Source organism: Microbacterium keratanolyticum (assembly GCF_016907255.1).
GTDB lineage: Bacteria > Actinomycetota > Actinomycetes > Actinomycetales > Microbacteriaceae > Microbacterium > Microbacterium keratanolyticum.
Window position 1 is genome coordinate 1244826 of sequence record NZ_JAFBBQ010000001.1, and the last position, 11903, is coordinate 1256728.

General features: G+C 67.9%; 14 protein-coding genes. 7 read left to right on the top strand and 7 right to left on the bottom strand.

Going from position 1 to position 11903, the window contains the following annotated elements; all coding sequences use genetic code 11:
• The first annotated feature begins 13 nt into the window (after nt 1-13).
• A complete protein-coding gene (locus JOD62_RS05905; RefSeq protein ID WP_204938389.1) occupies nt 14-1048 on the top strand; it encodes a LacI family DNA-binding transcriptional regulator in 1035 nt (344 codons plus the stop codon).
• 11 nt (nt 1049-1059) lie between these two features.
• On the opposite strand, the gene JOD62_RS05910 is transcribed toward JOD62_RS05905, so the two are convergent.
• Genes JOD62_RS05910 through JOD62_RS05920 form a run of 3 tightly spaced genes read right to left on the bottom strand, consistent with a single transcriptional unit; the run spans nt 1060 to nt 4388 of the window.
• The gene (locus JOD62_RS05910) at nt 1060-1437 is read right to left on the bottom strand and encodes a cupredoxin domain-containing protein (RefSeq protein ID WP_204938390.1); all 378 of its coding nucleotides are present in this window, start codon (nt 1435-1437) and stop codon (nt 1060-1062) included.
• A gap of 47 nt (nt 1438-1484) precedes the next feature.
• Entirely contained in the window at nt 1485-2225 is a 741-nt protein-coding gene (locus JOD62_RS14985; protein ID WP_271171460.1) for a helix-turn-helix transcriptional regulator, read from the bottom strand.
• A 33-nt stretch (nt 2226-2258) separates the two neighbouring features.
• A complete protein-coding gene (locus tag JOD62_RS05920) occupies nt 2259-4388 on the bottom strand; it encodes an ATP-binding protein (protein ID WP_204938391.1) in 2130 nt (709 codons plus the stop codon).
• A gap of 50 nt (nt 4389-4438) precedes the next feature.
• On the opposite strand from JOD62_RS05920, the gene JOD62_RS05925 reads away from it, so the two are divergent.
• Together JOD62_RS05925 and JOD62_RS05930 are read left to right on the top strand one after the other, a co-directional pair.
• Entirely contained in the window at nt 4439-4675 is a 237-nt protein-coding gene (locus tag JOD62_RS05925; RefSeq protein ID WP_204938392.1) for a hypothetical protein, read from the top strand.
• A 98-nt stretch (nt 4676-4773) separates the two neighbouring features.
• On the top strand, nt 4774-5181 hold the full coding sequence (locus JOD62_RS05930; protein WP_204938393.1) for an HNH endonuclease: 408 nt from the start codon (nt 4774-4776) through the stop codon (nt 5179-5181).
• On the opposite strand, the gene JOD62_RS05935 is transcribed toward JOD62_RS05930, so the two are convergent.
• The gene (locus tag JOD62_RS05935) at nt 5182-6237 is read right to left on the bottom strand and encodes a DUF998 domain-containing protein (RefSeq protein ID WP_204938394.1); all 1056 of its coding nucleotides are present in this window, start codon (nt 6235-6237) and stop codon (nt 5182-5184) included.
• A gap of 64 nt (nt 6238-6301) precedes the next feature.
• On the opposite strand from JOD62_RS05935, the gene JOD62_RS05940 reads away from it, so the two are divergent.
• Genes JOD62_RS05940 through JOD62_RS05950 form a run of 3 tightly spaced genes read left to right on the top strand, consistent with a single transcriptional unit; the run spans nt 6302 to nt 8401 of the window.
• Entirely contained in the window at nt 6302-7339 is a 1038-nt protein-coding gene (locus JOD62_RS05940) for an FUSC family protein (protein WP_204938395.1), read from the top strand.
• A gap of 40 nt (nt 7340-7379) precedes the next feature.
• A complete protein-coding gene (locus tag JOD62_RS05945) occupies nt 7380-7730 on the top strand; it encodes a zinc ribbon domain-containing protein YjdM (protein ID WP_204938396.1) in 351 nt (116 codons plus the stop codon).
• Between the two features lie 2 nt (nt 7731-7732).
• Nucleotides 7733-8401 (top strand): DNA alkylation repair protein, encoded by a 669-nt coding sequence (locus JOD62_RS05950; RefSeq protein ID WP_204938397.1) that lies wholly within the window; start codon nt 7733-7735, stop codon nt 8399-8401.
• Nucleotides 8402-8404: 3 nt separating this feature from the next.
• On the opposite strand, the gene JOD62_RS15070 is transcribed toward JOD62_RS05950, so the two are convergent.
• A complete protein-coding gene (locus JOD62_RS15070; protein WP_204938398.1) occupies nt 8405-9412 on the bottom strand; it encodes a GGDEF domain-containing protein in 1008 nt (335 codons plus the stop codon).
• Between the two features lie 131 nt (nt 9413-9543).
• Between JOD62_RS15070 and JOD62_RS05960 the strand changes: the two genes are divergently transcribed.
• On the top strand, nt 9544-10260 hold the full coding sequence (locus JOD62_RS05960; protein ID WP_204938399.1) for an EAL domain-containing protein: 717 nt from the start codon (nt 9544-9546) through the stop codon (nt 10258-10260).
• On the opposite strand, the gene JOD62_RS05965 is transcribed toward JOD62_RS05960, so the two are convergent.
• Both JOD62_RS05965 and JOD62_RS05970 read right to left on the bottom strand, forming a co-directional pair.
• A complete protein-coding gene (locus JOD62_RS05965) occupies nt 10222-10443 on the bottom strand; it encodes a hypothetical protein (protein WP_239526567.1) in 222 nt (73 codons plus the stop codon). The two genes, JOD62_RS05960 and JOD62_RS05965, sit on opposite strands and share 39 nt — an antisense overlap.
• Nucleotides 10440-11882 (bottom strand): glycosyltransferase family 2 protein, encoded by a 1443-nt coding sequence (locus tag JOD62_RS05970; RefSeq protein WP_271171461.1) that lies wholly within the window; start codon nt 11880-11882, stop codon nt 10440-10442. The genes JOD62_RS05965 and JOD62_RS05970 overlap by 4 nt, the downstream gene beginning before the upstream one ends.
• Between the last annotated feature and the right edge of the window lie 21 nt (nt 11883-11903).

Below are 11903 nucleotides of genomic sequence, written 5' to 3' on the forward strand. Positions count from 1 at the left end.
CTACCATTGGGACATGTCACCTCGCCGCCCTCGCGAAGACCGCGCCCCGAGTCAGGTCGACGTCGCACGCCTCGCCCGCGTGTCAACGCAGACGGTCTCTCGCGTGATGTCAGGACAGGACAACGTGCGTCCCGAGACAGCTCGACGCGTCCTCGCTGCCGTCGACGAACTCGGCTACCGCGTGCACGCTGCGGCGGCATCGCTCGCATCCGGGCGTTCGCGCGTCCTCGGCGTCGTGGTGATGTCCACCGACCGCTACTCCTCGGCCGCTCTGGGCGTCGGTATCGAGCAGGCGGCCGCCGCCAACGGCTACACCGTCACGACGGCGTCCGTCTCCGACCACGCGAGCGGCGACGCCTTCCTCGAGGCCTTCGACCGACTGGAGCAGCAGGGCGCGGAAGGAATCATCCTCGGCGTTCCTGTCGAACTCGACACCCCCGCGATGCGCGTGCGCACGGCACGTACACCTGCCATCCGCAGCGAGCGCGCGTCCCTGGAGGATGACGCACCTCTCGCCGTCGACCAACGCGCGATCGCCCGCCTGGCCGTGGAGCACCTGCTCGACCTCGGCCACACCACCGTCTGGCATGTCGCGGGCGACGACTACTGGATCGAGACCGAGCACCGCCGCGAAGCCTGGGAGCAGGCGCTCCTCGCACGAGGGCTCACTCCTCCCCCCGTGATTCCCGCCGACTGGACCCCGGAATCCGGCTACCGCGCGGGCCGAACGATCGCCGCGATCCCGAGCGCGACCGCCGTGTTCGTCTCCAGCGATGAGATGGCGTTCGGATTGATCCGTGCGCTGCATGAGGCGGGCCGCAGCGTGCCCGACGACATCTCCGTCGTGAGCGTCGATGACATCGCCCTCGCCGCCTACGCGTCGCCCGCGCTCACGACCGTGCGACAGCCGTTCGAGTCATTGGGTCGCGCTGCGGCGCTGCGCGTGATCGCGAAGATCGAGGGGCACGACGCCGTCGGCGAGATCCCCGAGACTCAGCCGACGCTCGTGATCAGGTCGTCCACGGCACCACCCCGGCCTGCCGGCTGATCGCCCGCCCATCAGCCTCCGACGGCGATGACCGTCAGCTCCATTCCCATGGCACGGTGATTGCCGATCGTGCACCAGCCCTCGACCTCGGCGCCGATCACCCCGGCCTTGATCACCTCGGCCTGACCCGGGAACACCTGCATGGAGCCTGCGCCATTGTCGAGAACAAGATCGTGCACGACATCGCCCGTGTTCTCGAACGTGATGACGAGTTCGTTGCCGACGGGCACCTCAATCGTGTCCGGGACGTACTGCATGCCCGCCACCGTGACGGTGACCTCGGTCACCGCACCCGTCGGTGCGATGCTCGGTTCCGCCGCACAGGCAGAGAGCAGCAACAGGGATGCGGCGAGCGCACCCGCCTTCGACAGTTGGGCGCGGAAAGACAAGCGAAACTCCTGGGAGCGAAAAGCAGACGGGTAATCCCATCATCGCCTCACGGGGCAGAAAACCCCATTCCGCCCGAAGACCGCGGTCGGGGCGCCTCAGTCCACCCCGCGCCGTGCCGTGCCGCGGCGACGGCCGCTTCTGTGCGTGTCGTCACCCCGAGTTTGCGCAAGATGGCAGAGACATGCACGCTGACCGTCTTCGCACTGATGAAGAGACGCTCGCCGATCTGACGATTGCTGAGACCCTCGATCAGCAGATCGAGCACCTGCGCCTCACGACCGGTGAGGTCTGGGTCGTGCGGCAGATCGCCACCGCCGAGCCCCGCCCGGGCGGCGAGCTCTTGCACGTCGGCGGTCAGGCGCACATGCGCCAGGCCTTCGGCGAGCACCTCTGCCTCGACGAGGGTTGCCGTCGCAGCGGCGCGATCGCCGTCGGCCACGAGCATCCGCGCGCGTTCGAGGCGGGTGATCACCCGGAAAACTGCCGGCACCTCGTCGCTGGCAGACAGCACGATCGCCTCGTCGAGAGCGGATGCCCCAGGCACGAGGAGCGCTTCCAGGATGCGCGACCAGCGATCACCACGCAGCGCCTCGGGGATGGCCTGCCACGCGGCGTCGAGCGCAGCGACGTTCGCCGCGACATCCACCCCGGACGCGCGGAGCGCCGTGATCACCCATGCCGCATCGAGCATCACGCGTCGCCTGTTACCCAGGACCGGGCCGTCATCGTCGAGCATCGACTGCACGATCGCCCACGCTGCCAGCCAGTCTCCTCGAGCGATCTCCAACGCGATCGCCGACTCGAGGTCGTAGTACCAGACCTACCGATCGATGCGCGCGGCCGCAGCGAATCGCGGCCGCCATTCGCGCAGCAGCGCTTCACCCTCGTCGACGTGGCCACGCCAGGCCAGTGCACGAATGCGCGTCTTGGTCGTGTAGATGCGGAAGACGGGGAGCGTCGGGATGACGAGGTCGTGCGCCACCAGTGCTTCGACACGGTCGATCTCCCCGAGCTCGAGCAGAGGCTCGGCCATGTTCTGGGTCATGATCGCACCCGTCGTGCGTTCGACGCCGAGCTCCCGCGAACGCACGATGCCGGCCTGCGCCACATCGATCGCTTCGCGGTACCGGCCGAGCACGATCATGAGGTCGGAGAAGTTCACGCGATAGCGGAGCATCCCGTTGTCATCACCTCGCGCGTACTCGTACGCGTCGGCGTAGTCCACGAACGCCCGATCCAACTCGCCGAGGTGCGCGAGGCACCCGCCACGCAGATTGCGGGCGACCGACATCTCGCGAAGGGAGCCGCACCGTTCAGCGAAGGCGAACGCCTTGTCTGCCGCCATGAGGCCTTCATGTGACCGGCCCGCGACCATGTAGCGGCTGGCGAGACTGTTGAGCACCGAGGCGTGCAGCCGATCATCGTGGACGCGCTCGGTCAGCACGGCAAGGGCGTCGACCAGAAGGTCGATCGCTCCGGGGCGGCCCAGATTGCCCAGGTAGTAGGCCTTGTCACGCAGAAGCCGCACATAGGTCGTGCCGTCGCCGGTCACCGGATCGATCTCGTCCAGCGCCAGATCGACCACGGTGAGCGCGCGTTCGCCGTCGCCCGCGTTGCGAAGAATCGAGCCGAGGCGCAGCAGCAGGGTCACCCGATCGCGACCGGCCGCCTCCGGAGCATCCGGAACCTGATCCCACAGCTCGAGCGCGAGTTCGCCGAAGCGCGCCGCCGTGGCGAACGCGTAGCTCTGCTTGGACTGCTCCATCGCACCGACCGCTGCGATCAATGCGCGGCGGTGGTCGTTCGCCAGGTGCCAGTGGAAGGCGAGCGCGGCGTGCATGCGCTCGCGCTCGTCCGGCGTGGCCGATGCGTCGAGCGCCTCGGCGATCGCGCGGTGCAGGCGTGCCCGCTCACCGGGAAGAAGGTCATCGTGCACGGCCTCGCGCAGCAGGGCGTGCCGGAATCCGTAGCCTTCACGGTCACGGACGACGAGGAATCCGGCCGCCACGGCCTCGCGCACGGCGTCGTCGAGAGCCTCGTCAGACAGGTGGGCGAGAGGGGCGAGCAGCGCATGCGAGATGCCGCTCTCCCCGCCCGACACGAAGCGCGTGACGCGCTTGGCCTCGTCGCTCATGCCGTCGAACCGCGCCAGCAGCAGATCTCTCAGCGTGTCGGGCATCGGCGCACTGGCGCAGCCGGCGAGCTCTTCGATGAAGAAGGGAACGCCCTCGGCACGCTCTTGCATCCGCAGCAGGGCGGCGTCGTCGTGCGTGCGTCCGAGCCCTTGCAGCAGTTGCCTGGTCGCCTCCGGATCCAGGCGGGAGATCGTGAGCCGCTCAAGTACCCGCGCGCGCTCGGCACCCGCGAGGAAGGAACTCACCGGACCGCCGCGGTGCACCTCGTCGGTGCGGCAGCTCAGCACGAACAGCACCCTGCTGTGTGTGACGACACGTAGCAGGAACGTCAGCGTCGACAGGGTCGCCTCATCCGCCCAGTGCAGATCTTCGATCAGCAGCACGAGCGGCGACAGTTCGGCGGCCGTCTCGATGACCGTGGCGATCGCCTCGCGCAGGCGCTCGGGGCTCGTGGTCTCGCGCAGCCCCGGCGGCGTCTCGCCGAGCTCGGGCAGCAGCAGAGGGAGGATGTCGAGACCCGGCACAACGCGCTCGCTCTCGCCGATCGCCGAGATCAGCACGCGCAGGATGCCCGGCAAGGGCCCGTACGCCGCGGGCGTCGCGCCGTAGTCGACACACCACCCGGTCACGACCCGCGCCTTCGCGCCAACGCGCCCCTCGAATTCGCGGAGCAGTCGGGTCTTGCCGATGCCCGCCTCACCTGCCACGAGCATCGCCCCGGACTCACCCTGCGCCGCATGCGCGAAAGCGTCGAGGAGCCGCTGCAGCTCGGGGTCGCGCCCCACCATCGGGGCAGAGGGCACGGGGAAGAACACGTCCCCATCGTGCCACCTGCCTCCGACATCGAGGCTCGACGGCGTCATCCGTGCGCCGACGCGATGCGCGGCTCGGCGCACTCCACCGCCGGTCGCTGTGGCCGGCGCAGCGCCCGCAGCATCCGCCGCAGGCCGCCCGCGGGCCGAGCGACGATCTGACCGCGGTGCTCGCGGACGAATCGGACCCGCTCGACATCGCGATCGCGCTGCGCCATGTCGAGCACGACGACCCGGTGAACGAGGTCTGGATGCATGTACATGATGACTCCCTGGTGGATTCGTGGTGATTCCACACTCCGCGCTAAGGCCCCCACCGCACATCCGCAAGGTGCCCTATTTCTCCTCCGCTCCTCCTTAGATCCGCGCCCTCGCCTAGAGTGACCCCATGCCCGCAAGCAACACCCGCCGCGCCCGCCTGAATCGCAAGCGGGCTCGTCGGGTCGCCGCGGCCGACAACGACCTCACCTCCCTCGAGTGGGAGCAGCTGCGCGATGCCTGGGGCGGGTGCGCGTACTGCGGAGCATCCGGCGTCCCGCTGCAGCGCGACTGCGTGCAGCCCATCTCCCGCGGCGGGCGGTACACGATCGCCAACGTCGTGCCGGCCTGTGCATCGTGCAATGCCAGCAAGTCGAACGGCGAGGTCACGACGTGGATGCGTCGGAAGAAGCTCGACGAACGGACGTTCCTGTTGCGCATGCGCGCGGTGCACGACGAACTTCTGGCCGTCGCGAACGACCGCCAGAAGGCGGATGCGGCCTCCGGTACGCTTGCCAGCACCGAGCCGTCCGCCTGATCAGCCCCGCAGCAGCGACCTGCGCGACGACGGACGCGATTCGTCGGGCGCCAGGATCGACAGCGAGCGAACGAGGGTGGTGAGCCAGAGCATCCCGAGTCCGACCACGATCACCTCGAGAACCGTCGTCGTGAGCACATGCCAGACGGAGGAGAGCGCGACCGTGACGACGATGAGCACCACGACGGCGGCTGTCGTGATCTGCAGTGCCCGCGGTGGTCCGGGCATCGCGAGCGTGGTCACGACGGCGGATGCGGTGAAGAGGACCAGCGTCGCGATCGCCGCCGCGTCATGCAGCGCGACGATCTCGTTCAGGGGGAAGAATCCCACGGCGCCGAGCGCGACGCCGGTGGCGACCCAGAGTGCGACGACCCAGGCGATGCGGGGCAGCGATTCGTCTCCGCGCAGACGGTGCAGGTCACGGCCGATGTAGGTGCCCACGGTCGCGACGAGGAGTCCACCCACGATGACCGTGCCGTTGAACGCCCACGCGTCGCCGCCGATGCCCAGCTGTGAGAAGTTGAGTCGCCACCAGAACGGATCGGCCGCCGTGATCATCGCGAACAGCGTGCCGATCACGAGGTACGTCGACAGCATTCGGGCGAGGTCGCGCGTCTGCAGGCCGACGCCGGCGGTGAACGCGAAGCGCCCGCCGAGCGCGCTTGCGACGGCGGCGAGGATCGCGCCGCCGATCATCGGCAGTTCGAGGCCGTGCAGCCCGACCGCCAGGATCTCCACCCCCAGCAGCACACCGAGGCCTGTCACTCCTGCATAGGCGATCGTGAGCGCGATCGCAGAGAGATCGGAGATCGCGGTCTGCCACCACGGCATCTCTCGCGTCTCGCCGCTGCGGTGCAGGAACGTGCTCACGACGAAGCTCGCTGCCGCAATGGCACCCGCGACGAGCGCGACGGGGAAACCCACTCCACCTGGCCCGGTCAGCGGGCGCGGAGCCCCCTGCATGACCAGCAGTCCTGCGCCGAGGCCGAGCAGAAAGCAGACCACGCTCGCCCAGGTGGCACGGCTCTCTGCACGGAGCGGATCGACGTTCTGCATGCGTCCATGCAAGCACGAGCAACCGACGTCGGTGTGCCACAAGCGAGCGAGTAGCGTTGTCGGCATGCGAATGACGGCTGCGGTGCGGGCGGCGAAACGGGCGCCACTGCTGCAGATGGTGAAGTCGGTGGTCGCGACCATCACGGCGTGGATCCTCGCGGGCCTCGTCGTGCCAGGGCAGCTGCCGGTGTTCGCCGCGATCGCCGCCCTTCTGGTCGTGCAGCCGAGCGTGAACCAGTCGCTGTCGAAGGCGATCGAGCGCAGCATCGGAGTCATCGTCGGCGTCGTGATCGCCACGCTCCTGACACTGCTGCTCGGCATGCACAGCTGGATCGTGCTGCTCGCGATCCTCGTCGCCCTCACGATCGCCTGGGCGTTCAAAGCCACCGCTGGCACCTCCAATCAGGTCGCGATCTCAGCGATGCTCGTGCTCGCGCTCGGCGCCTCAAGCCCGGACTACGCGTTCGCCCGCATCATCGAGACGCTCATCGGCGCCGCAATCGGACTCATCATCAACGTGCTGATCGTGCCCCCGGTTCTCGTCGCGCCGGCCCGCCGCGACATCGGGCTGCTCGGCGTCGAGCTCGCGGCGACACTTGACCGCCTCGCCGACGCTCTTCCGAAGACGAACTCGCCGGCGCGAGTGCTGGAGATCCTCTTGCAGGCACGGCTGCTGCGTCCGATGAGAGATGCCGCCGAGGCATCCCTCATCGCGGGCGAGGAATCGCTGGCACTGAATCCGCGCGGCGGGGCGCACCGCGTCGAGCTCGCCCAGCTGCGCACCCTTCTCGACACCCTGACACCGGTGGTCACTCAGGCCATCGGGATGACACGCGCCTACGTCGATCACTACGACGACACGATCAGCGACGAACCTGCGGCGCGCGCCATCGCCGAGCAGCTGCATCGCGCCGGGCATGACGTCCGCCTCGCGGTGCAGGTCGCGGAGGCATCCCCCGAGCCCGAGGCGTTCACCTCTGCGGTCCCTGCACTGACCGCCCCGCTCGCCGTGGTCGCGCCCTCCTCCGACCACTGGATTCTCATCGGTTCACTTCTGGAGGACCTGCGCCGCATGCGCGCGACCCTCGTCGGCGAGGTCTGAGGGGCATCCCGCGCCGCACCAGACGGCCTACCCTGGAGGCATGGCCGAATCTCTTCCCCTGTGCCCGGAGTGCGACAGCGAGCACGCCTACGAGATGGGCGCGCTGTTGGTCTGCCCGATGTGCGGGCACGAGTGGTCGCTCGAGTCCGACAGCGACGATGCCTCCGCGTCCGAGACGGTGGTGCGGGATGCCGTCGGCAACCCCCTCGCCGACGGCGACACCGTCACGCTCGTGACGAGCCTCAAGGTCAAGGGCTCACTGAGCATCAAAGCGGGCACGAAGGTGCGCGGCATCCGCCTGATCGATCCGGTGAACGGTCACGACATCGACTGCAAGATCGACGGCTTCGGCGCCATGCTGCTGAAGTCCAGCGTCGTCAAGAAGGCCTGACCATGCCCGGCTTCACCATTCCGGAGGCGCTGGCAGAACTCGCCGCTCTCGAAGACCCGAAGATGCGGGCCGCGAACGAGAAGCGCGGCGACGACCACGGCATGAACCTCAGCCGACTGCGGGCGCTCGCGAAGCGCATCAAGACCGATCATGACCTCGCACGCGAACTGTGGGCGACGGGCGAGACTCCTGCGCGCCTGCTCGCGCTGCTGATCTGCACGCCCCGTGCCTTCACCGCAGACGAGCTCGATGCGATGCTGCGCGAGACCGACGTCCCGAAGGTCAACGACTGGTTCGTCAACTACATCGCGAAGAAGACGCCGCTCGCGGAAGAGATGCGCGTCCGCTGGTTCGACGACGCCGATCCGACCGTCGCCGCTGCCGCCTGGTCCCTCACCTCCATGCGTGTGGCGAAATCACCCGAGGGCCTCGACCTCGCGCACCTGCTCGACCTCATCGAGCGCGACATGAAGACGGCTCCCCCGCGCCTGCAGTGGGCGATGAACGAGACGCTCGCACAGATCGGCATCTTCCACCCGTCGCTCCGCGAACGCGCGCTGTCGATCGGCAACAGCCTGCAGGTGCTCGCCGACTATCCGACCTCACCCGGTTGCACATCGCCGTTCGCGCCGATCTGGATCAACGAGATCGTCCGCCGCAACGAGGGCTGACGCTCAGCGGTTGCGCTTCTGCTCGTACATCGCCTCGTCGGCCCGACGGACCGCGTCGTCGATCGTCTCGCCGGAGGCGAACTCGGCCACACCCCAGGACCAGGGGTGGATCGCGAGGTCGCGCATCCGCTGCAGCAGGCGCGTGGCGTCGGTCGCCGTCGTCTCTGGCAGCAGCATGACGAACTCGTCGCCGCCCATGCGTCCCAGCATGTCGTGCGGCCGCGACAGGGAGATCCACTGCGCGACCAGGCTCTTGAGCACGTCGTCGCCGGCCGCGTGTCCCTCGCCATCGTTGAGGGACTTGAAATGGTCGAGGTCGAGAACGGCGATCGCCAGCGGATGCGTGCTCCGCTGGGCACGACGGATCTCGCGCGCGGCCTGCTCGAAGAAGCCGCGACGGTTGAGTGCGCCGGTGAGAGAATCCGTATTGATCTGCAGCATCATCCGGTGCCGGACGAAGAGCCCCATCTCGAGGCACAGCCAGGCGAAGAGGGCCAGACCGAGCACGTTGATGGGTCCGAGCATTCCGCCGGGCTGACCGAACGGGCCGAGCAGGATCGCCAGACACACGGCGCCCACGATGATCGCGACGGTCACCCGCGCGAAGCGCGCACCGTAGAACCAGGCGCAGTACATCGCCATGATCGGCAGCTGCTGCAGGCTTGCGATCGTGTTCTGTCGTTCATCGGAGAAGCCGATGTAGTAGACCGACACCAAGGCGTGCGCGAGGATGACCAGGATTCCCACCCAGGCGGGAAAGCGCAGCCCCATCCAGAACACCTGCACGGCCACCAGAAGCGACGCGGCGAGCAGAGCCGCAGACAGCCAGTACTCGAAAACCGTGATGTCGTCCTCGAAGTGCTCGAAGACGAAGAGCACACCCATGAACAGCACGATCGTGGCGGTGACGATCGAGTATGTGGTGGTTCGCGCACGCAGACGCGTGAGCCAGGCGGAGCCCAGCCAGGAGAGTCCGGCGCTGTCTTCGACCTCGATCCGCTGGACGACCACTTCGCCACCTCCCCTTTGCGTCAATGAACGACGGGCACCCCCATGCCCGACGCTCCCAGCGTACTGGCCATCGTGGCGCCGAACCAATGAGCTATACACTTAGCCGTGATCGCTCGACGAGATGGATGCCGATGACGCACATCGCTGAAGACGCCCGCGCTTTTTTCCAGCCGCTCGTCGACCTCCCCGCGAGCACTGTCGTGGGTTTCGAAGCACTGGCTCGCTTCGCTGACGGCACCCCGCCGCCCGAGCGGCTCGCGCAGGCGGAAGCGGCCGGTGTCCGTGACGAGCTGGAGATGGCGCTCATCGAGCTTGCTGTCCGCACATCCGTCACCCTCCCCGAAGACGCTTTCGTCACACTCAATGCCTCGTCGTCGACGATGCTCGCCGAGGGTCTCGACGCGATCCTCGCCGGCACGACCCGCGCCTGGGGTCTTGAGCTGTACGAAGGTTCCGCTGTCGAAGAGAGCCGGGCGGTGCGCGAGCGGATCTCCTCGCTCGGCGCCTTCCTGCTGATCGACGACGCAGGAGCGGGGCTCGCCGACGAGAAGCGCATCGTCGACCTGCGCCCCGACATCGTCAAGATCGACCGTCTGCTCTTCTGGGCGGCGCTCGAAGACGCGACAGAGCGCGAGCGGGTGGCATCCCTCAGCCGCGCAGCGAGCTCCGTCGGAGCCCGCGTGCTCGTCGAAGGCATCGAGACGGCCAAACAGGTGGATGCTGCGCGCGAACTGGGTGCCGTCCTCGGCCAGGGCTACTTCCTGGGCCGCCCCACGCCTCCGGAAGACATCCCCGCTGTGCTCGCCGAGCTACAGCGAACCATCGGGATAGATACTCCGGGTCTCTGACCGACGGCTGCGTCCCTTGTGCCCCGGGCGCTGCGGCAATGGCACGATCTTGATGACGCCGAGGATCACGTAGATCACGGTGTTGATCGCGACGAACGTCGCCAGCGTCGAGAACCAGTCGCTCAGCAGGAACGACTCGGGCAGCAGCAGCCCCGCGGGAACCGCACTCAACAGACTCATCATCGGGCCACCTCCGCCTTCGTCCCGGCTTTCGCCCCGTGGTCCACATGCTTCCAGGTCGCACTGCGACCGAAGGCGATCTCGAACACTCCCTTGAGGAATGCCAGGTTCAGGAAGCAGTCGTAGACGAGCTCGGGGAAGACCAGCACCGCCACGAGGCGTGCGCGCCATCCGCCCCGCCAGACCGTGATCACCCGCTCGACCGCGAACACGGCACCGATTCCCAGCCAGAACGGGAACCAGATCCAGGTGTCCATCGCGACGAGCATCAACCCGAACAGCAGAAAGTACGCGAACAGCGCGATCACGCCGTAGCCGATGCTGATCTGCTGAGCCCAGTACCGCAGGGTCTGGGGCGTGATCCCGTAGGCGCCCAGATTCTCCAGCGCTCCGCGCTGCCAGCGCAGGCGCTGCGCCCACAGCATCCGCCAACTCGGCATGAGCTCGGTGACGACCGTGCACTCCATGGGCGAGACCGTGAGTCCGCCGAGCGACTTGATCGCGATCGTCAACTCGTTGTCTTCTGTCAGCGCCGCCGTGTCGTAGACCTCACCCGTCGTGCCAGGGATGAGCGTGCCCCGTGCGTCCGCGATCGCGCGGAGCGCCGCAGAACGGAAGATCGACGCCGTGCCCGTGAGCACGAACACGCGACCGCGGCGCCGCTTGATCTCACGCATGTAGCGGAAGTACTCGTTGCGCTGGAACTGACCGAGCAGGCCGTGCCCGTCCTCGCCCTCGAAGAGCCCACCGACGGCCATGAGCGCGCGATCCCCGGTGAACCGCTGCGCAGCGACCTCGAGGAACTCGTCCCCGATCTGGCTGTCCGCATCCATGATCATGACGGTGTCGTTGTCGCCGAGCGTGGGAAGCAGGTCGCGCAGCGCCTGGTTGAGCGCGCCGCCCTTCTTGTGCGTGTTGCCGACGGTCTCGAAGACGTCCGCGCCATGCGCGCGGGCGACATCGACGGTGCCGTCTGTGCAGTTGTCGGCGACGACGAGCACGCGCGACGGCGGGCGCGACTGCCGCTGCAGGGACGTCAGGGTGTGCCCGATGGATGCCTCTTCGTTGTGCGCAGGGATCAGGACCGTCACGGTGACTTCGCCCGCGAACTTACCCCGGGTGCGTTCCATGACCACGCGGGGCGCCAGCGGCAGGTTGACTCTCTCAGAGCCGGCACGGCGGTAGCGGTTGGCCACGACCCGTTCGCTGACCACCACGAAGACGACCATGATGAGGGCAAGGGTCAGGGCGATCCCGAGCACCCAGAGGTTGGGAAGCTCGGAGTTGTAGTAGACGGTCCAGATTCCGCCCAGGGTGAGTTGTCCGTAGTCCCAGAGCGTCGGCGGGTGCGTGATCGCGACGCCCCACCACAGCAGTCCCGCCGCGGCGAGCACCACGACGATCACGATCAGTCCGACACCGCGTTGAAAGAACTTGTTCACGCCCAGCTCCGCCCCTCGTCG

Coding starts and splice junctions, on each gene's coding strand:
- JOD62_RS05905 (WP_204938389.1), top strand. CDS start 14: ATGTCACCTCGCCGCCCTCGCGAAGACCGCGCCCCGAGTCAGGTCGAC.
- JOD62_RS05930 (WP_204938393.1), top strand. CDS start 4,774: ATGCCCGCAAGCAACACCCGCCGCGCCCGCCTGAATCGCAAGCGGGCT.
- JOD62_RS05935 (WP_204938394.1), bottom strand. CDS start 6,237: ATGCAGAACGTCGATCCGCTCCGTGCAGAGAGCCGTGCCACCTGGGCG.
- JOD62_RS05940 (WP_204938395.1), top strand. CDS start 6,302: ATGCGAATGACGGCTGCGGTGCGGGCGGCGAAACGGGCGCCACTGCTG.
- JOD62_RS05945 (WP_204938396.1), top strand. CDS start 7,380: ATGGCCGAATCTCTTCCCCTGTGCCCGGAGTGCGACAGCGAGCACGCC.
- JOD62_RS05950 (WP_204938397.1), top strand. CDS start 7,733: ATGCCCGGCTTCACCATTCCGGAGGCGCTGGCAGAACTCGCCGCTCTC.
- JOD62_RS05960 (WP_204938399.1), top strand. CDS start 9,544: ATGACGCACATCGCTGAAGACGCCCGCGCTTTTTTCCAGCCGCTCGTC.
- JOD62_RS05965 (WP_239526567.1), bottom strand. CDS start 10,443: ATGATGAGTCTGTTGAGTGCGGTTCCCGCGGGGCTGCTGCTGCCCGAG.